Origin of the sequence: Nonomuraea sp. NPDC049637, assembly GCF_040675235.1 — a bacterium.
Classification (GTDB): Bacteria; Actinomycetota; Actinomycetes; order Streptosporangiales; family Streptosporangiaceae; genus Nonomuraea.
Map to the genome: position 1 here is coordinate 442,261 of NZ_JBFAOM010000002.1, position 18,050 is coordinate 460,310.

The following is an 18,050-nucleotide window of genomic DNA, read 5'->3' on the forward strand; positions in this document are numbered from 1 at the left end:
GTACCCGGCCGGCAGCAAAGTCATCCACTCTGCACACATCTTTGTCTTGATCGGGGGATTTATTGGCCATTAGCCTGATAAGCCGTGGCCGACTACCTATGGTTCGTCATATGAGCATCGGGAATCCTGCGCTTGCCGACGTGCTCGCACAGCATGGCACGCCCCATCGCCTGCTGGCGGCCCTCGCCGACGGTGGAGTCCTGGTGGCAGTGCGACCAGATCGATCGGTCGTCCTCGGGACGACCCAGGCGGGTGACCGGGTTCTGCTCGGGTACACCAGCCCTGCTACCTACGCCAGGCACCGCGGCAGTCATTCCCTGTCGGTGTGCGACGCCGACACCATCCTGGACATCCAGCGCGTCACCGGCGTGCCGGAGATCGTGATCGACGCCGCGGGCCCCGCAGCCGCGGCCGTGCCCATCGACGATCTCCAGCGCTTCCTCACCGGCACGCGTTCGGGGCCCACACCCGTGCTGTCGGGGGCGGCGCCCGCCGCCTACGCGACCGGCGCCATGGCCACCGTCTCGCGCGTGCCCGCGCTGGCGCAGGTGGCCCCGCCCACCCCGCAGGCGCCCGCGCTGCCGTGGGTCCCCGCTCCCCGGCCCCACCTGTCGGGGCCGATGCAGCAGGTGGACCCGGGCTACCGCCGGTGCACGCACCCGATCCTGCCGGCGCTGCGGCAGGCCATCGCGCAACTGCTGGGCGACTTCCCGCTCGTGCACCACGTGTGGATCTCCGAGGCCGGCACCGCGTCCGGGGCGACCGGGATCATGCTGCACGTCAAGGTGCACATGTCGGCCGCCGAGGACGTCGTCCGCGACCTGCACCGCCTGGTACGCGCCCGTCTGCCGCAGTTCGCGGCCAGCGGCGCGCCGATCCTCATGGCCAGGGTCGCCGACGCGCGCAGCGAACGCCGCATGATCGAGATCGGCGCGCACGTGGTCTGCGCCAACGTGCGCGAGTAGCCGTCGCGCGGGACGTATCGGCAGGGCCCGGGAAACTGGGCCCTACCGAACAAGCCCTCGCTCGGCTTGAATGGGCCTCATGATCACATCGCCGGTGAGCGCGCCCACGGTCTCCAGGGGCGTGCGCCTCGGCTACGGCGTGGGCTCCTTCTGCACGGCCACGGTCAGCGCCGTGCCCGGCCTGCTCCTGCTGTACTACATGACCAACTTCCTGGCCGTGCCCCCGTGGCTGGCCGGCGTGGTGGTCACCGCGCCCAAGGTCTGGGACCTGATCATCAACCCGCTGGTCGGCCGCTGGTCGGACCGGACCGTCTCACGGATGGGACCGCGCCGCCCCTGGCTGCTGGCCGGGTCGCTGACGCTGCCCGTCGCGTTCTTCCTCGTCTTCGCCGGACCGCCGCTGACCGGGGTCCCGGCCGCCCTGTACGTCGGGCTGTGCTTCATGGCGACGGCGACCGCGTACGCGCTGTACGAGGTGCCGTACAAGGCCATGCCCGGCGAGATGACCGACGACTACCACGAGCGCACCTCGCTGCTGCAGTGGCGGATGGTCTTCATCGGCGCGGCCACCGCGATCAGCGGCGTGCTGGCCCCGATGATCGCCACCGGCCAGGGCGACGAGGGCACGCTCGGCAGCTACCGGCTGATGGGCCTGACGATCGCCCTCATCCTGCTGGCCTCGATGCTCGGCTCGTTCTTCGGCACCGCCCGCGCCCCCATGACCGGCGCGCCGGAGGCCGACCACGGCGGGTGGCGCGAGCAGTTCGCGGCGATCAGGGGCAACCGGGCGTTCCTGTGGCTGACCGTCATGGCCTGCCTGCAGATGCTCGCCGTCAGCATGATGCTGGCCGCGGCGCCGTACTTCGCGTCGTACACGCTGGGGTCGCCGAAGAGCACGCAGACGCTCTTCGCCGCGCTGGTCGGGCCGATGCTGCTGACCATGCCGCTGTGGGTGTGGCTGGCCCGGCGCCTCGACAAGCGCGGCGCGATGATCCTGGCCGCGCTGCTGTTCGGCGGCGGCACGGCGGCGGCCATGGCGACCCCGCTGTTCGGCCCCCTGTACGCCCACCTGACCATCCTGCTCGTCGGCATCGGCATCGCCGGGGTCGAGCTCATGCTGTTCTCGATGCTGGCCGACGTGGTCGCCCAGGACGCCGCCGAGTCGGGCAAGCGGCGGGCCGGCGTGCTGACCGGGCTGTGGACGGCCATCGAGAGCGGGGTCAGCTCGTTCGGGGCGCTGATCTTCGGGGTCATCCTGTCGATCGGCGGGTTCGTCGAGTCCGACGCGAGCACGCCCGTCCGGCAGCCGGACAGCGCCGTGACCGCGGTCCTCATCGGGCAGACCGCGGTCCCGGCGCTGATCATCTTCCTGTCCGTGCTGGTGACGCTGCGGTACCGGCTCAGGCCACCCGGCGGGCCAGCACCAGTCGCGTCCGGGTGAACAGCCCGGCCACCACGGCCGCCACCAGCGGCAGCCCCAGCACGACCGCGGCCAGGAACGACCAGGGGACGTCGATCGTGCCCGGCCCATCCAGCAGCGTGCGCATGCCGCCGGCGCCCATCCTGGTCATCGGCCAGGTCAGCGCGACACCGGCCACCGCGCCGGCGACGAGGCCGGCCGCCGCGCCCAGGCCCGCGATGTAGGCGGCCTGGGCGGCCACCACCAGCCTGCGTACCCGGGGCGCCGCGCCGACCGCCGACAGGTTGTTCAGGTCGGGACGCATGTCCGCCGCCGCCAGCCCGGTGGCCGCGAACGTGCCCCCGAGCACCAGGACCAGCGCCGCGCCGAGCAGCACCAGCAGGGTGACGGCGCGGTCCTCCGCCCTCCCCCGCTCGACGTTCAGGAACAGGTTGCCGTTCACCTCACCCCGCAGGTCGGCCTCCATGCGCCGGTCGTCCTGCGGCAGGGACGCGGTGTAGAGCACCCGCTCGACTGTGCCGAGCCCGGCCTTGGCCAGCGCCTGCGGCGGGATCACGGCGCCTGTCTGCCGGGGGTCGGCGCCGCTGGACACCACGGCCGGGATCCGGATCCGCTTGCGCTCCTTGATGGTGTCGGAGTCCCAGTCGCTCACGGTCAGCTCGATCACGCCGTCGCTCACCACGTCCGCGCTGAACGCCACGGCCTTGCCCGCCGCCAGCGCGGCGGCCGCCTGCGGGTCGCGGCGCTTCTGGAGGAAGGCGAGCAGGTCCGCGCCGCCGATCGGGGGGCGGTCGTAGAACCGCTGCGCGCATGCCGGCTCGCACGTCCGCGGCACGGTCAACCAGAGGGTTCTGCCCTTGGCGTCCGTCGCCTCCTGACCGGCGACGACGTCGGTGCCGGGGAAGCGGGCGCGGACGGCGTCCTTCAGCCTGGCCCACGTCTGGCCGTCCATCCACGTGGCGCCGCCGATCACCGTGGTGCCCAGCGGGAACACCTTGACGCTCTGCTCCTCCTGCTGGGCGTACGCGCTGCTGCTGCCGATGCCGAGTGCGACCGCCCCCATGGTCGCCGCCATGACCGCGGCCGTGGCCGAGGCCGTACGGACGCGGTGGCGCGCGGCGTCGCGCACGGACAGGCGCAGCGGGAGCGGCAGCCGGGCGGCGATCCGCGAGGTGGCCTGGACCAGCCAGGGCATCAACGCCACCATGCCGAACACGAACGGCACGAAGGCCGCGATCATCGTCACCGTGCCCCTGGTCATGGCGTAGCCGATCGCGCCAAGCCCGGCCGCCACCAGCACGATTTCGAGCACCGGACGCCGGGCCCGTCCCCGGACCTGCGCGGCCCGGCCGGCCAGGACCTGCGCGGTGTTCTGCCGGCTCGCCTGCACCGCCGGCACGATCGCCGCGACCAGCCCGCTGACCAGGCCGAGCGCCGCCACGCCGAGCACCGGCAGCCACGGCACGTCGGCCGGCCCGTGCGACCAGTCCAGTTCCCTGGCCGCGATCGACTCGACGAGCAGGCCGGGGCCGATGCCCAGGGCGCCCCCGAGCACGGCCGCCGCGCCGCCGAGCACCAGGCCGTCGGCCAGCACGATCAGGCGCAGGTGCCAGGGCGAGCCGCCCTGCGCCGAGATCACCGCCAGCTCCCTGCGCCGCCGCCGCAGCCCCACGGCGAACGCCGGCCCGGCCAGCAGCACGGTCTCCATGACGACGAGCACGATGATCACGCCGAGCTGGACCAGGTCGCGGGTGTTGGTCGGGTTACCGCGGGAGTCGTCCTTCTGGGCGTCGAGCACCGCGCGGGAGGTGACGCCGAGGCCCGCCTCATTGAGCTGCGAAATCTTCGACCGCAGGACCGGACCGGCGGTGTCGACCAGCCAGCCGCTGCTGTTGCCGTCGTTCTGGTGGTTGAGCAGACCCTCGGGCAGGGCGGTCAGCTCCAGGTTGCCGGGCCGGTTGGGGTGCTCGGCGACGCCGACCACCTTCGCGGTCCGGTCCGGCCGCCGCACGGTGAGCGTGTCGCCCACCCGGACGCCCAGGCCGGCCATCTTCGGCGAGATCGTCACCTCGCCGGGCGCGGCGGCGTAGCGGCCCTGCTCCAGGGTGCGCATCCCGGCCGTCATGGGGTCGCGCAGGTCGACCTCCACGACGTCCGCCTGGTTGAAGCCGTCGGGCAGCCGGACGCTGGCCAGGCCCGTCTGGTAGCGCAGCAGGCGGCCGGGGAGCAGCGTGTTGATCTCCGCGGGCGTCCACGGCCGCTGCGCGCCGCCGCTCTTCGGCTGGTACGCGGAGTCGCCGGTGTCGTCCTGCCGGACCGGGGTGCGGTACGCGAAGGTGAGCAGGCGGGCGTCGGCCGCTCCTAACCGCGTGACCGCCCGCTCCTTCGGAGTGACGCTGGTCGTGGCGGCGCCGGTGAGCACCGCCGTGATCACCAGGACGGGCAGGCCGATCATCACCATGATCAGGGCGCTGCGGCCCTTGAAGCGCCACGCGTCCCTGCGGGAGATGCGCAGGGCGGCCAGGAAGGCGCTCATCGCGAGCTCTCCATCCGCACCGCCGACGCCTCGGCGATCAGGCCGTCCCGCAGGTAGACCACCCGGTCCGCCCAGGCCGCGTAGCGCGGCTCGTGGGTGACCAGCAGCACCGCCGCGCCCTCGTCGCAGCGGTTGCGCAGCAGGTGCAGGATCTCGTCGCCGGTGGCCGTGTCGAGCGCGCCGGTCGGCTCGTCGGCCAGCAGCAGCCGCCGCTCGCCGACCAGCGCCCTGGCGATGGCCACGCGCTGGCGCTGGCCGCCGGACATCTCCTCGGGGAACCGGTCGGCAATCTGGTCGACGCCCACGTCGGCCAGGACGGCCAGCGCCTCCCGGCGGGCCTGCCCGGCGCGGACGCCGTCCAGCTCCCTGGGCAGCATCACGTTCTCGGCGGCCGTCAGGGACGGGATCAGGTTGAGGTCCTGGAAGACGTACCCGACGCTGCCGCGGCGCAGCGCGGCCAGGTCGCGGACCCCGGCCAGGTCGCGGCCCTCGATCCGGACCGTGCCCGACGTGGGCCGGTCGAGGCCGCCGGCCAGGTTGAGCAGCGTCGACTTCCCCGAGCCCGACGGGCCCATGACCGCGACGAGTTCCCCTTGTGCCACCTCCAGGCTCACGCCGCGCAGGGCGTGCACCTGGCCGTGCTCGCGGGTCACGTCCCGCAGCTCCACCACAGTCATCGGTTCTTCTCCTTGACAACGGCCTCGCAGTGGTCGAGCCAGCGCTGCTCGGCCTCGGCCTTGAAGATCATTGATTCCAGGACGAGCCGCTGGGCGAGGCCGTCACCGGCGGCCCTCTTGGCCCTGGTCAGGTCCTGGAGCGTGCGCATGGTCGCCATCCGCTGGGCCAGGATGACCGCGCCCACGTCCACGTCGGTGGCGGCGACGGCCATCGCGATCTTGATGGCGAGTTCGTCCCGAGGCCGGTCGGAGTGGTCGACGGGGGTGCTGAACCATCGCTCCAGTTCCTCCCGACCGGCCTCGGTGATCGTGTAGACGGTCCTGCCCTGCTCGTCGGCTCCGCCGGGCGCCACCAGGCCGTCACGCTCCAGGCGGGCGAGCGTCGTGTAGACCTGGCCGATGTTGAGCGGCCAGGTCGCCCCCGTCGACGCCTCGAATTCCACCCGGAGCTGATAGCCGTAACGCGGCGCACTGCTCAGCAGGGCGAGCAGTCCGTGTCTGATCGACATGAATACTGAGTATGCATACTGAGTATGGCCATCGCAACTGATCCGCGTATTCTGGACATGGAACGCCGTTCAGGCCGATACTCGGGACATGAGCTCCACCCAACCGCCGTTCCGCGCCTCCGACGGGGAACGCGACCGCGCGATCGACGAGCTCAAGCACCGGGCCGTGGAGGGCCGGATCTCCCACGACACCTTCGTCGGCCGGGTCGACCAGGCGCTGCGGGCGCGCAACCAGCACGAGCTCGACGAGCTGGTCGCCGACCTGCCGCGCCGGCCCACGATCAGGCAGCGCCTGACGGACGCGGTCTCGTCGGTGTCGGAGCTCACCACCCGGCTGCAGGCGGCCTGGCGGCGGCCGCGGCTGCCCCGGCTGGCGCTCCCGGACGACGACCGGCTGCGTTACGTCGTGGGCCGGGGGTCGGCCTGCGACCTCGTCCTGTCGGACCTGACGGTGTCGCGCGTGCACGCCGAGCTGCGGCGGGAGGGCGACGGCGGCTGGATGCTGGTCGATCTCGGCTCGCTCAACGGCACCCGGCTCAACGGGTGGCGGCTGGTGGGGCCCGTCCGGGTCAAGTCGGGCGACGAGATCTCCTTCGGCGACTGCGGCTTCCTCCTCGCCTCGGGCCACCCCTCCTCCTGACCCTGCTCCCCCGCGTCCCGCGCCGAGCCGGCTCCAGAAATACGGATATTTGCGGATTACACGGCGACTGCGCTGATTCATGCTCACATGCGATCCCCCAGTCCCTTGGAGACCACATGCGGCGCACCTCAGCCTCCCTCCTCGCGGGCACGCTCGTCGCGGCACTCGCGTGGGCGTCCGGCCCCTCCACACCGGCGGTCGCCCTCGACCCCTCACCCGGCGTGGCCGACCTGACCCAGGACATCAACCAGATCCTCGGCGACTCCCGGCTCACGATCGCCAGGGCGGGCGTCGTCGTGAAGAGCGCCGCGAACGGCGAGCAGCTCTACGCCACCGACGCCGGCAAGCTGCTGACCCCGGCGTCCAACACCAAGCTGTTCACCTCGGCCGCGGCGGTGGAGACGCTCGGCCTGGACTACCGCTTCCCGACCACCGTGCTGAACGCCGGCCGCAAGGTCGGCTCGGTGCTCACCGGCGACCTCGTGCTGCGCGGCACCGGCGACCCGACCATGCTCGCCGAGGACTACGACGCGCTGGCGGCCAAGGTCGCGGCGGCCGGCGTCAAGGTCGTCACCGGCAAGCTGATCGCCGACGACACGTGGTTCGACGGCCAGCGGCTCGGCACCGACTGGGCCTGGGACGACGAGACCGCCTACTACGCGGCGCCGATCTCCGCACTGACCGCCTCCCCCGACCGCGACTACGACGCCGGCTCGGTGATCGTCTCGGTCGCGGCCGACGGCGGCCAGGTCAAGGTCTCGACGACCCCGGAAACCGACTACCTGAAGATCGTCAACAAGGCCACCGTGGGCGCCGAGACCGACGTCCTCATCGAGCGGCAGCACGGCACGCGGACGGTCGTGATCACCGGCACGGTCGCCGACCCGTACCAGGAGTGGGTCGCGGTGGACGACCCCACGGCCTACGTGTCCGCGCTGTTCCGCAAGGCGCTGGCCGCGCACGGCGTACGGGTGCTCGGCCCGACGGCGGCGGGCGCGGCCCCCGCCGGGGCGGCCGAGCTGGCCAGGCACGACTCGATGCCGCTGAGCGAGCTGCTGGTGCCGTTCCTGAAGCTGAGCAACAACATGCACGCCGAGATCCTCACCAAGGCCATGGGCCGCAAGGCCGCGAACCAGGGCACCTGGTCGGCCGGGCTGAAGGTCGCCACGGACTTCGCCAAGGCCAACGGTGTCAAGGTGATCAACATGCGGGACGGCTCGGGCCTGTCGCGCCGCGACGGCTTCTCGCCGGACTCGATCGTCCAGCTCCTGACCGCCGTACGGGCCAAGCCGTGGTTCAGTACCTGGTACGAGGCCCTGCCCATCGCCGGCAACGCCGACCGTCTCACCGGCGGCACGCTGCGCAGCCGGATGCGGAACACCCCGGCGGCCGGCAACGTGCACGCCAAGACGGGCTCGCTGACCGGCGTGACCTCGTTGTCCGGCTACGTGACCAGCGCCGAGGGCGAGCCGCTGGTCTTCTCGATCATGCTGAACCAGTACCTGTCCGGCTCGCCGAAGGACATCGAGGACAAGATCGCCGTACGGCTCGCCCAGTTCTCGCGGGCGACGGCGACCGACGTCACCGCCCAGCTCAAGGCCGCCGACCAGGGCACGGCGGGCGACCTGGAGTGCTCGTGGCTGAAGCCGGCCCAGTGCTGACGAACCGGTGCTGACGAACCGGTGGACCACCCCGGCGGCCTCCGGACACGGGACGGACTGACCCTTCGACGGGCGGCGGCCTCCGGGCGTCCGGCGGGCCGCCGCGGTCGACCCGGCTCGACAGGATGGTCATCACGATCTGATCACCTGGAGCTCCAGATATGGTTCGCATTTTCACTACATAGCCGACATGGGCGCGCCAGACTTCGGTTCAACGCCGTGGCGGACCCCTGATCCCGGGAGCGCCGGGCCGTCGCCGGCCCCACCCCCAAGCCGGTCGTCCCACCACATGCCCGGCACGCTCCCCTCCCGGCGGGCCCGCGCCGCACGTCCCCCCGCACACCGGACCGCGGCCGGGCCCGCCCCCCTTCGGCAGCGGACGACCCGCACCTTCGGCTTTTCGCACCGGGACCCGAGAAAGGGCATGACTAAAGGGGCCTGTCCTTGCGGACAGGCCCCTTAGTCGTGCAGTTCAGCCGCTGAGGAATGACTTCAGCTGACGGCGCACTTCGTGTCTTTGCTCTTGATGCCGAGGATCTGGCTCAGGATGTCGCCGGTCTCGAGGACGAGCACGCCGCTGGTGCTGTTGTCGACCTCGCCACGGGCGAAGATGTTCTCGTCACCGCAGACGAAGAGAACCCGGCCCGGGTCCTCGTCGGAGTGAGGGACGAAGGCCATGTGAGGGGTCGCCGCTAGAGCGGAGCCGCCGACCATGACCATCCCGCCGACGAGCCCGGCCAGGATGAGCCCTTGTCTGAACATATCGATTCTCCTTGATACCTATCGACTACTCTCCGTAGCTATCGGGAGGAGATTTGCCCTAGGCCCTCTTTCAACAAACGCCTGCATTTCTGTCTTTACCAGCGAAAATACGCCGCTTGAGCGAAGGGGGGACGCAGCCGGTCCTTCTTGACCGATCGGTGTACGCGGCAGAGGAATATCCGGGCCCGCCATGACCCCGCGCTGACGGCGGGCGTCAGGGGAGGGTGAGAACCACCGGGCCGTCAGCGGTGATGGCGACCGTGTGCTCGACGTGCGCACTCCTGCTGCCGTCGGACGAGCACACCGACCAGCCGTCCTCGGCCATGACGTACTCGTCGCCGCCGCCCGCCATCAGGCTCGGCTCGATGGCGATCACCAGTCCGGGGCGAAGTCGCAGGCCGCGCCCGGGACGGGCCTCGTTGGGCACGAACGGCGACTCGTGCATGGCCCGGCCGATGCCGTGGCCGCCGAAGTCGTTCTGCATGCCGTAGCCGGCGCCGCGGCCGACCAGCGACATCGCGTGCCCGATGTCGCCCATCCGGCCGCCCGGCACGGCGGCCGCGATGCCCGCCGCCAGCGTCTCCTCGGCCACCCGGATGAGCTTGAGGTCCTCGGCCCGGCCGGGCCCGACGGTGAAGGTGACCGCGCCGTCGGCGTGCCAGCCGTCGACGTGCGCGCCGAAGTCCACGCTCAGCACGTCGCCCTCGCGCAGCCGGTACGGCGTGGGCAACCCGTGCAGCATGACCCCGTTCACGGACGTGCACACCACCCCCGGGTACGGCATGGCCCCGAACGACGGGTGGTAGCCGAGGAACGACGACCGCGCCCCCGCCTCGTGCATGACCTCGCGGGCCACCTCGTCGAGCTGCAGCAGCGACACCCCGGCGGCGGCCCGCTCCTTGACGGCGGCGTGCACGGCGGCCACGACGCGGCCCGCCTCCCGCATGGCGTCGATCTCCCCGGCGGTCTTGAGCGTGATCACAGTGGCCTCCCAGCCCTCGGCGCGATAACTATACCGGTATTATTATCACGCTTCACCGTGAGCTCGCAGCCGCCCGGCCGCCCGGTTGACTAATCACCCAGAGTAATCGTTATAGTGCTCAGAGTATGCGTTTCGGACGGTTCTCCATGCTCGCTCTGGCGCTCGCGGCAGGGGCCGTCGACGCGCTGAGCTTCCTCGCGCTCGGGCAGGTGTTCACCGCGAACATGACCGGCAACATCGTCCTGCTCGGCCTGGCGCTCGGCACCGGCGACACCTCGCACGTCATCCGCTCGGGAATCGCCCTGACCACGTTCTGCCTGGGCCTGACGATCGGCTTCGCCCTGCTGAACGACCCAGCCGGCCGCGCTCCCCCGCCGACGGGGGCGCCGGACCGGGTGCCCGCGCGTCCGCTGGCGGTGTTGCTCGCGGAGCTGGCGCTGCTGGTGGTGGTGGCGGCCGGATGGACGGCCCGCGCACTGCCGCATGCGGCGCTGATCGCCGCCTCGGGAACGGCGATGGGCCTGCAGAGCGCCGTCACGCGCTGGGCGGGCGGTCCCGGCCTGTCCACGACGTACGTCACGGGCACGCTGACCAGCCTGGCGGGCCGGGCGGTCGGCCCGCGCTCGGGGGTGCTGCGCCCGCTGGCCGTGGTGCTGTGCGTGGTCTCGGGCGCCGTCGTCGCTGCCTCGGCGCTGCGCGTGCACGCCGCCGTCACCCCGTTCATCGCCCCGGCAACGGTCGCGGCGGCCACCGCCGCCTGGGCCCTCACCGCGACCCACCGCGCAGCACCGCGCCCGCGCGGCCGGTCGGCCCCGTGACGGAGAGGCAGGCGCCGTACGGCAGCCAAGCGCCGCAACCCGCAGCCGGCCCGCCCTGCGACAGACCTCGGAAGCCGCGAGGCAGCGCGCCCTGCGACAGGTCAGCCGGGAAGCCCCGGGGTGGTGGGTTTGCGGTAGGTCAGGAGGTAGCGCCAGAAGAGCAGCCTGCGCAGGGAGAAGCCGGGCAGCAGGGACGCCGCTTCCCGCCGTACCTCCGCGAAGGACATGTCCGGCGGCCGCACCGGCGCGCGCACGGACCCGGCCCGCGGCCCGCCGACGCGCTCCCCCGCCGCCACCACCACCCGGGCCGCCGCGTTCACCGGTACGGCGGCCAGGCTCCACGCGAAGTCGACGGCCGTGCGCTCCGCGTAGCACCCGAGGACGGCCAGCACCCCGCCGGGCGCCAGCGCGTCCCGGAAGGCGGCCACGGTCCCGAACGGCATGTGGTGCAGGCTCGCCAGGCAGGAGATGTAGTCGTAGCGCCCCGCGGGCAGCTCCATGCGCGTGACGTCGGCGCACAGGAACCGCACCCCGCTCACCGGCGCCGACGAGGCGGCCTCGATCACCTCGGGCGCCGGGTCGACCGCGTCGACCTCGATCCCGAGGCCCGCCAGCCGCCGCGCGAACCGCCCGGTGCCGCAGCCGACGTCGAGCGCCGTCCGGGCCCCCTTGGGCACGAGCCGCGCCATCGCCGGGTGGTAGTGGTCGTTGTGATCGAAAGGCATCCCGGCATCATGCCATCGGCTCGCCGGCGAACCCTAGAAAAACGGGCGAAAAGCGTCGCCCGCCCGCTGAGCGTGCAGCGGGCGGGCGACGTACGGCGAAGGGTCAGCCCTTCAGCCAGCTCATCATCGGGCGCAGCTTCGCGCCCGTCTTCTCGATCGGGTTCTCGGCCAGCTCCTCGCGGTGACGCGTGAACTCCTTCTGGCCGCCGTCGAACTCCTCGACGAGCTGCCGGGCGAAGGTGCCGTCCTGGATCTCGCCGAGGATGCGGCGCATCTCCTGACGGGTCTCGTCGGTGATGACGCGCGGGCCGCGGGTGTAGCCGCCGTACTCGGCGGTGTCGGAGACCGACCAGTACATCTTGGAGATGCCGCCCTCGTACATGAGGTCGACGATGAGCTTCATCTCGTGGAGGCACTCGAAGTAGGCGACCTCGGGCTGGTAGCCGGCCTCGATGAGGGTCTCGAAGCCCGCCTTGATCAGCTCGGAGACGCCGCCGCACAGCACGGCCTGCTCGCCGAACAGGTCGGTCTCGGTCTCCTCGGTGAAGGTGGTGCGCAGCGCGCCGGCGCGGGTGCCGCCGATGCCCTTGGCGTACGACAGCGCCAGGTCGAGGGCCTTGCCGGAGGCGTCCTTCTCGACCGCGACCAGACACGGGACGCCGCGGCCGGCCTCGAACTGGCGGCGGACCAGGTGGCCCGGGCCCTTCGGGGCGACCATGCAGACGTCGACGCCCTCGGGCGCCTCGATGAGGCCGTAGCGGATGTTGAGGCCGTGGCCGAAGAACAGCGCGTCGCCCTCGACGAGGTTGGGGGCGACGTGCTCGGCGTACAGGTGGCGCTGGATGTGGTCCGGCGCGAGGATCATGGTGAGGTTGGCCTCCTCCACCGCCTCGGCCGGGGTGACGACCCGCAGCCCGTCGTTCTCCGCCTTCTCGCGGCTCTTGGAGCCCTCGGGAAGGCCGACGCGCACGTCGACGCCGGAGTCACGCAGGGAGAGCGCGTGGGCGTGGCCCTGGCTGCCGTACCCCAGCACGGCCACGTGACGCCCCTGGATGATCGACAGGTCGGCCTGGTCGTCGTAGTAGATCTCGGTCACTTGAATAAAACCTTTCAGGCGGTACGGTCCAGTGCCCTGAGGGACCGGTCTGTGATGGAACGGGCGCCGCGGCCGATGGCCACCATGCCCGACTGGACGAGTTCTTTGATCCCGAACGGCTCGAGGACCTTGACGAAGGCCTCGAGCTTGTCGGGAGTGCCGGTGACCTCTATGGTCACCGCGTCGGCCGCGACGTCCACGCAGCGGGCACGGAAGAGGTTGACGAGTTCGAGGACGTGCGACCGGTTCTCGGCGTCCGCCTTGACCTTGATCAGCATGAGTTCGCGCTGGACCGACTGTGACGGATCCAGTTCGACGATCTTCAGGACGTTGACCAGCTTGTTGAGCTGCTTGGTGACCTGCTCAAGGGGCAGCTCCTCCACGCTCACCACGATCGTGATGCGCGAGATGTCGTCGTGCTCGGTGGGCCCGACGGCGAGCGAGTCGATGTTGAACCCCCGCCTGCTGAACAGCGCCGAAACCCGAGCGAGAACACCTGGCTTGTTCTCGACGAGCACAGACAGAGTGTGTCTACTCATCCTCGTTCTCCCACTTCGGCGCCATGTCACGGGCGATCTTGATGTCGTCGTTGCTGGTGCCGGCCGCGACCATGGGCCAGACCATGGCGTCCTGGTGGACGACGAAGTCGATCACGACCGGCACGTCGTTGATCTCCATGGCCTTCCTGATGGTCGCGTCGACGTCCTCGGCGCGCTCGCACCTCAGGCCCACACAACCATAGGCCTCCGCCAGCTTGACGAAGTCGGGGATGCGACGCGCGGTCTGCAGGTCGGTGTTGGAGTACCGCTCCTCGTAGAAGAGCGTCTGCCACTGGCGGACCATGCCGAGGTTGCCGTTGTTGATGACGGCGATCTTGACCGGCACGCCCTCCAGGGCGCAGGTGGCCAGCTCCTGGTTGGTCATCTGGAAGCAGCCGTCGCCGTCGATGGCCCACACCGTGGCCTCCGGCCGGCCCATCTTCGCGCCCATGGCGGCCGGGACGGCGAAGCCCATCGTGCCGAGGCCGCCGGAGTTGATGAACGTCCCGGGGTTCTCGTAGTCGATGAACTGCGCGGCCCACATCTGGTGCTGGCCGACCCCGGACACGTAGTAGGCGTCGGGCCCGGCGATGGCGCTCAGCCGCTCCATCACGTACTGGGGGGCCAGCGTGCCGTCCTCGAAGGTCTCGTAGCCCAGCGGGTAGGTCTCCTTGTAACCGTTCAGGACGGTCCACCAGTCGGTGTAGTCGCCCTTCTGGCCGGAGGCCTGGATCGCGCCGACCAGGTCGCTGATGACCTCCTTGCAGTCGCCCACGATGGGCACGTCGGCGTGCCGGTTCTTGGAGATCTCGGCCGGGTCGATGTCGGCGTGCACGACCTTGGCGTGCGGCGCGAACGAGGCCAGGTTGCCGGTCACCCGGTCGTCGAAGCGCACGCCCAGCCCGATGATCAGATCGGATCTCTGCAGCGCGCCCACGGCCGAGACGCTACCGTGCATGCCCGGCATGCCCATGTGCTGGGGGTGGCTGTCCGGGAACGTGCCACGGGCCATCAGGGTGGTGACGACCGGGATGCCGGTCAGCTCGGCGAGCTGCAGCAGCTCGGCCGACGCGCCGGCCTTGTGCACGCCGCCGCCGACGTACAGGACGGGCCGCTGGGACTCGGCGATCAGCTTGGCGGCCTCGCGGATCTGCTTGGAGTGCGGCCTGGTGACCGGGCGGTAGCCCGGCAGCTGCATGACAGGCGGCCAGCTGAAGGTGGTCTGGGCCTGCAACGCGTCCTTGGAGATGTCCACCAGCACCGGCCCGGGACGGCCGGTCGAGGCGATGTGGAACGCCTCCATGATCGTGCGCGGGATGTCCGCGGGATCGGTGATCAGGAAGTTGTGCTTCGTGATCGGCATGGTGATGCCGGAGATGTCGGCTTCCTGGAACGCGTCCGTGCCGATCATCGGCGCGGCGACCTGGCCGGTGATCGCCACGATCGGCACCGAGTCCATGAAGGCGTCGGCGATCGGCGTCACCAGGTTGGTGGCCCCGGGACCGCTGGTCGCCATGCAGACCCCGACCTTGCCGGTGGCCTGCGCGTAACCCTCGGCCGCGTGGCCGGCGCCCTGCTCGTGCCGTACAAGCACGTGCCGGACCTTGGTCGAGTCGTAAAGGGGATCGTAGGCGGGCAGAATCGCGCCGCCCGGGATCCCGAACACGGTGTCGACTCCCACGTGCTCCAGCGCCCTCACCAGGGCCTGTGCACCTGTCATCCGTTCGGTCATCGGCTCGTTCCTTGCGTGGCTACTCACTTAAGGACATAAAAAATGCCCCTTCCCACCGGCGGGGGTGGGTCTGGGGCGGCGCGCAGGTCGGAGTGCTTCGCTATCGGCCTGCGCGCCGGCGAAGTACTACGAGAATCTCACTGCGAAGCATGGCTTACACCATAGCCGCTCAGAACGCCCCGATGTCAACTTGGCGGGACGCGAGTCTCAAACGGTGAGACTCGTCCGCATGAGGCTGTCCACGCCGCGGGCCGCCATGGGACGTGCCACCAGGAAACCCTGCCCCCTGGTGCAGCCCATCTCGCGCAGCAGCTCCAGCTGCTCGGGCCGTTCGATGCCCTCGGCCACCACGGTGAGCCCGAGGTCGTGGCCGAGCCGCACGATCGTCCGGGTGAGCAGGGTCAGCGTGTCGTCCCGGCCCAGGCCCGACACGAACGACGGGTCGATCTTGATCATGTCGACCGGGAGCTGCCTGAGGAAGGCCAGCGAGGCGTAGCCGGTGCCGAAGTCGTCGATCGCCAGCCGCACGCCCAGCGCGCGCAGCTCCGACAGCCGCCTGATGGTCTCCTCGGCGTCCTCGACGAGCATCTCCTCGATCACCTCAAGGGTGAGCGCGGAGGCGGGCAGGCCGCTCTCGGCCAGCGCCTGCTCGACGGTCTCGACGAAGCGGGGCGCGGTGATCTGCCGGGCCGACAGGTTGAGCGACAGCCCGATGTCCCAGGACGAGGCCCGCCAGGACGCCACCTCGCGGCACGCCTCGCGCAGGATCCACTCGCTCAGCGGCACGATCAGCCCGGTGTCCTCGGCCGGGCCGAGGAACTGCTCGGGCGGCACGAACACCGAGCCGCGCCACCACCGCACCAGCGCCTCGACCGCGGTCACCCGGGACGTGGCCAGGTCGACCACGGGCTGGTACTCGATGGCGAACTGCTGCTCGATGAGCGCCCGCTGCAGGTCGGCGGCCAGCTCCAGGCGGCGCACCACGTCGGCGTGCATCTGCGCGGCGAACACCTCGACCCGCCGCCCGCCCAGCTCCTTGGAACGCGCCATGGCCACATCGGCGTTGCGCATCAGGTCGCCGGCGGGCAGGCCGTCCTCGGTGAAGGCCACGCCGACGCTCGCGGTCAGCGCCACGTCGCGGTCGGCGACCCGGAACGGCTCCTGAGAGACCGCGCGTACCAGGCGCTCGGCCATGTCCACGGCCATCTGGGCGTCGCCGCCGGTCTCCACGAGCACGGCGAACTCGTCGCCGCCCCACCGGGCCAGCGTGTCGTCGGCGCGTACGGCCCCGCGCAGCCGGCGGGCGGCCTGGCCGAGCAGGTAGTCGCCGCTGGCGTGCCCCACCGAGTCGTTGACCGAGGTGAACCCGTCGAGGTCGAGGAAGATCACCGCGACGTTGCCGGACGTGCGGCCGGACAGCACCTCGCGGGTGCGCTCCTCGAAGTAGGCGCGGTTGGGCAGCCCGGTGACGCCGTCGTGGAAGGTCAGGTGGGCGACCTGGTTGCGCAGGGCCTCCTCGTCGCTGACGTCGCGGGTGGTGACGAGCATGAGGTCGTCGCCGCCGATGTGGCGGGTGGCGACGGACTCGGTGGGCCGCCAGGTGCCGTCGGCGGCGCGCACCCGGCAGGCGATCATGCAGGCGCCCGGCGCGGCGCCCTCCTCGTCGGTGGTCATGGCGCGCATCGCGGCCTGGATGCCCGGGACGTCCTCGGGGTGGATGTAGTCGAAGATCGAGCCGCCGACCAGGTCGTCGGGCGGGTAGCCGTACGTGACCTCGACGCCGGCGCCGATCTCGTGGACGACGCCCTCGTAGTCGCACAGCAGCACCACGTCGCCGGTGCTCTCGGCCAGCTCCCTGAGCTGCCGCTCGCCCAGCGAGACCAGGCCGCGCAGCCGGATGGACGCCGCCGAGAGCACGAACAGGCGGACGAGCAGGAGCAGCACCACGGAGACCGCGACCACCACGACGCCGGTCACCGGCTGCGCGGCCCGGGAGCCGGCCAGGTGGGCGAGCAGCGTGCAGGCGGCCACGGCGACGAGCGCCAGCGGCATCATCGCGACCACGTTGCGCACGACGGGACCGGCGACCGGCCGCGCCCGCGGCCCCCAGGGCACGGCGGCCAGCAGCAGCAGCGCGACGGGCACGAGCATGACGGTCCACATGGGCGGCGGGTCGCCGGCCAGGCGGGCCATGGCGGCCGACAGCCCGCCCACGGTCATGGTGGCCAGCACGCCCACCCCGGCCAGGCCGAGCAGCCAGGAGCCGGCCCGGCTGGTGAGCACCGAGGGGATCACCCCGCAGGAGACGAGCAACGCGATCATCGGCGGCACCATGGCGAAGGTGAACGTGGGCGCGTCGCCCGCGTCCTCGTAATAGTGGCGCAGCGCCACCACCCAGCCGATGAGGAAGAGCGAGGCCGCGCACAGGTACGCGTCCGTGAGATGCCTCAACACGACCTTGGCCGGGAACCTGCGGTCGGCGGCGATCAGCGCGCCGCCCGCGATGATCACGGTGCCGAGCAGGACGAACAGGTCGGCGAAGCTGACGACGAAGCTGGTGGCGACCGCGCGGAGCGCCACGCCGGCGAGCCACACGACGGCGCCGCCGCCCATCCAGCGCGCGGCCATCGCCATCGAGCGGTGTTCGGCCGACCTGACCGAGGCCACCAGCAGCGAGGCGGCGGCGGCCAGGGCCGCCACGCCGCCGGCCACGGCACCGGTCAGCACGGCCGGCCCGCCCGCGAGGAGCGCGGCGGCGAACGCCACCACTCCGGCCGCCCCTGCGGCGGTCAGCGGCGCCCGTGGATCACGCCAGCGGATCACAGTCGTTGCCCATCCTGTCTTGAACCCTGCACCAGTGACCGCCGAAGCCCGGCGCTCACATCGCCAGTGTGTGCGGTCGCGGATGCGCGGGTGGTGACAACGCCGATGTCGTCACCGATCTGATAACCACACAGACCAATTTCCGCCAAGAGTTCCTTGACAGCG

Annotated in this window: 15 protein-coding genes; 5 read left to right on the forward strand and 10 right to left on the reverse strand. The window is 71.4% G+C overall.

Annotated features, from left to right (window positions below):
- Window positions 1–140 precede the first annotated feature (140 nt).
- Window positions 141–965 carry a hypothetical protein gene (locus tag AB0J71_RS04565; RefSeq protein WP_352318993.1) on the forward strand — a complete coding sequence of 275 codons (825 nt, stop codon included), beginning with the start codon at window positions 141–143 and terminating at the stop codon, window positions 963–965.
- Window positions 966–1,044: 79 nt separating this feature from the next.
- Window positions 1,045–2,406 carry an MFS transporter gene (locus tag AB0J71_RS04570; RefSeq protein ID WP_364412697.1) on the forward strand — a complete coding sequence of 454 codons (1,362 nt, stop codon included), beginning with the start codon at window positions 1,045–1,047 and terminating at the stop codon, window positions 2,404–2,406.
- On the opposite strand, the gene AB0J71_RS04575 is transcribed toward AB0J71_RS04570, so the two are convergent.
- From AB0J71_RS04575 to AB0J71_RS04585, 3 genes are read right to left on the reverse strand one after another with little or no spacing between them, the layout of a single operon-like run.
- Window positions 2,366–4,921 (reverse strand): FtsX-like permease family protein, encoded by a 2,556-nt coding sequence (locus tag AB0J71_RS04575; RefSeq protein ID WP_364412699.1) that lies wholly within the window; start codon window positions 4,919–4,921, stop codon window positions 2,366–2,368. The two genes, AB0J71_RS04570 and AB0J71_RS04575, sit on opposite strands and share 41 nt — an antisense overlap.
- Window positions 4,918–5,598 carry an ABC transporter ATP-binding protein gene (locus AB0J71_RS04580; RefSeq protein WP_364412702.1) on the reverse strand — a complete coding sequence of 227 codons (681 nt, stop codon included), beginning with the start codon at window positions 5,596–5,598 and terminating at the stop codon, window positions 4,918–4,920. Before AB0J71_RS04580 ends, AB0J71_RS04575 begins: the two co-directional genes overlap by 4 nt.
- Window positions 5,595–6,107: a helix-turn-helix transcriptional regulator gene (locus tag AB0J71_RS04585; RefSeq protein ID WP_364412705.1), complete on the reverse strand. Its 513-nt coding sequence runs from the start codon at window positions 6,105–6,107 to the stop codon at window positions 5,595–5,597. Before AB0J71_RS04585 ends, AB0J71_RS04580 begins: the two co-directional genes overlap by 4 nt.
- 88 nt (window positions 6,108–6,195) lie before the next feature.
- Between AB0J71_RS04585 and AB0J71_RS04590 the strand changes: the two genes are divergently transcribed.
- Window positions 6,196–6,747: a DUF1707 and FHA domain-containing protein gene (locus tag AB0J71_RS04590; protein WP_352318983.1), complete on the forward strand. Its 552-nt coding sequence runs from the start codon at window positions 6,196–6,198 to the stop codon at window positions 6,745–6,747.
- Between the two features lie 116 nt (window positions 6,748–6,863).
- Window positions 6,864–8,408, forward strand: a complete 1,545-nt coding sequence (gene dacB / locus AB0J71_RS04595; RefSeq protein ID WP_364412708.1) for a D-alanyl-D-alanine carboxypeptidase/D-alanyl-D-alanine-endopeptidase — start codon at window positions 6,864–6,866, stop codon at window positions 8,406–8,408.
- Between the two features lie 492 nt (window positions 8,409–8,900).
- Here dacB and AB0J71_RS04600 read toward each other — a convergent pair whose 3' ends face one another.
- Together AB0J71_RS04600 and map are read right to left on the reverse strand one after the other, a co-directional pair.
- Window positions 8,901–9,170 (reverse strand): hypothetical protein, encoded by a 270-nt coding sequence (locus AB0J71_RS04600; protein ID WP_352318980.1) that lies wholly within the window; start codon window positions 9,168–9,170, stop codon window positions 8,901–8,903.
- 214 nt (window positions 9,171–9,384) lie between these two features.
- Complete coding sequence (gene map / locus AB0J71_RS04605) at window positions 9,385–10,152, reverse strand: type I methionyl aminopeptidase (protein ID WP_352318978.1); 768 nt, start codon at window positions 10,150–10,152, stop codon at window positions 9,385–9,387.
- Between the two features lie 125 nt (window positions 10,153–10,277).
- Here map and AB0J71_RS04610 point away from each other — a divergent pair, with 125 nt between their 5' ends.
- The gene (locus AB0J71_RS04610) at window positions 10,278–10,970 is read left to right on the forward strand and encodes a YoaK family protein (RefSeq protein WP_364412711.1); all 693 of its coding nucleotides are present in this window, start codon (window positions 10,278–10,280) and stop codon (window positions 10,968–10,970) included.
- Window positions 10,971–11,071: 101 nt separating this feature from the next.
- On the opposite strand, the gene AB0J71_RS04615 is transcribed toward AB0J71_RS04610, so the two are convergent.
- The 5 genes from AB0J71_RS04615 to AB0J71_RS04635 all read right to left on the reverse strand — a co-directional run bounded on the left by AB0J71_RS04615 (window position 11,072) and on the right by AB0J71_RS04635 (window position 17,885).
- Window positions 11,072–11,695, reverse strand: coding sequence for a class I SAM-dependent methyltransferase (locus AB0J71_RS04615; RefSeq protein ID WP_352318974.1), 624 nt, complete (start codon window positions 11,693–11,695; stop codon window positions 11,072–11,074).
- Window positions 11,696–11,798: 103 nt separating this feature from the next.
- Window positions 11,799–12,782: a ketol-acid reductoisomerase gene (gene ilvC / locus AB0J71_RS04620; RefSeq protein WP_352319077.1), complete on the reverse strand. Its 984-nt coding sequence runs from the start codon at window positions 12,780–12,782 to the stop codon at window positions 11,799–11,801.
- Window positions 12,783–12,805: 23 nt separating this feature from the next.
- Window positions 12,806–13,330 carry an acetolactate synthase small subunit gene (gene ilvN, locus AB0J71_RS04625; protein ID WP_352318972.1) on the reverse strand — a complete coding sequence of 175 codons (525 nt, stop codon included), beginning with the start codon at window positions 13,328–13,330 and terminating at the stop codon, window positions 12,806–12,808.
- Window positions 13,323–15,062 (reverse strand): acetolactate synthase large subunit, encoded by a 1,740-nt coding sequence (locus AB0J71_RS04630; RefSeq protein ID WP_352318970.1) that lies wholly within the window; start codon window positions 15,060–15,062, stop codon window positions 13,323–13,325. The genes ilvN and AB0J71_RS04630 overlap by 8 nt, the downstream gene beginning before the upstream one ends.
- A gap of 207 nt (window positions 15,063–15,269) precedes the next feature.
- Entirely contained in the window at window positions 15,270–17,885 is a 2,616-nt protein-coding gene (locus AB0J71_RS04635) for a sensor domain-containing phosphodiesterase (protein ID WP_364412714.1), read from the reverse strand.
- Between the last annotated feature and the right edge of the window lie 165 nt (window positions 17,886–18,050).

Bases quoted from the DNA above. Each gene is read 5' to 3' on its own strand.
- AB0J71_RS04570 (WP_364412697.1), top strand. From the start codon at position 1,045: ATGATCACATCGCCGGTGAGCGCGCCCACGGTCTCCAGGGGCGTGCGC.
- AB0J71_RS04575 (WP_364412699.1), bottom strand. From the start codon at position 4,921: ATGAGCGCCTTCCTGGCCGCCCTGCGCATCTCCCGCAGGGACGCGTGG.
- AB0J71_RS04580 (WP_364412702.1), bottom strand. From the start codon at position 5,598: ATGACTGTGGTGGAGCTGCGGGACGTGACCCGCGAGCACGGCCAGGTG.
- AB0J71_RS04585 (WP_364412705.1), bottom strand. From the start codon at position 6,107: ATGTCGATCAGACACGGACTGCTCGCCCTGCTGAGCAGTGCGCCGCGT.
- AB0J71_RS04590 (WP_352318983.1), top strand. From the start codon at position 6,196: ATGAGCTCCACCCAACCGCCGTTCCGCGCCTCCGACGGGGAACGCGAC.
- dacB (WP_364412708.1), top strand. From the start codon at position 6,864: ATGCGGCGCACCTCAGCCTCCCTCCTCGCGGGCACGCTCGTCGCGGCA.
- AB0J71_RS04600 (WP_352318980.1), bottom strand. From the start codon at position 9,170: ATGTTCAGACAAGGGCTCATCCTGGCCGGGCTCGTCGGCGGGATGGTC.
- AB0J71_RS04610 (WP_364412711.1), top strand. From the start codon at position 10,278: ATGCGTTTCGGACGGTTCTCCATGCTCGCTCTGGCGCTCGCGGCAGGG.
- AB0J71_RS04615 (WP_352318974.1), bottom strand. From the start codon at position 11,695: ATGCCTTTCGATCACAACGACCACTACCACCCGGCGATGGCGCGGCTC.
- ilvN (WP_352318972.1), bottom strand. From the start codon at position 13,330: ATGAGTAGACACACTCTGTCTGTGCTCGTCGAGAACAAGCCAGGTGTT.
- AB0J71_RS04630 (WP_352318970.1), bottom strand. From the start codon at position 15,062: ATGACCGAACGGATGACAGGTGCACAGGCCCTGGTGAGGGCGCTGGAG.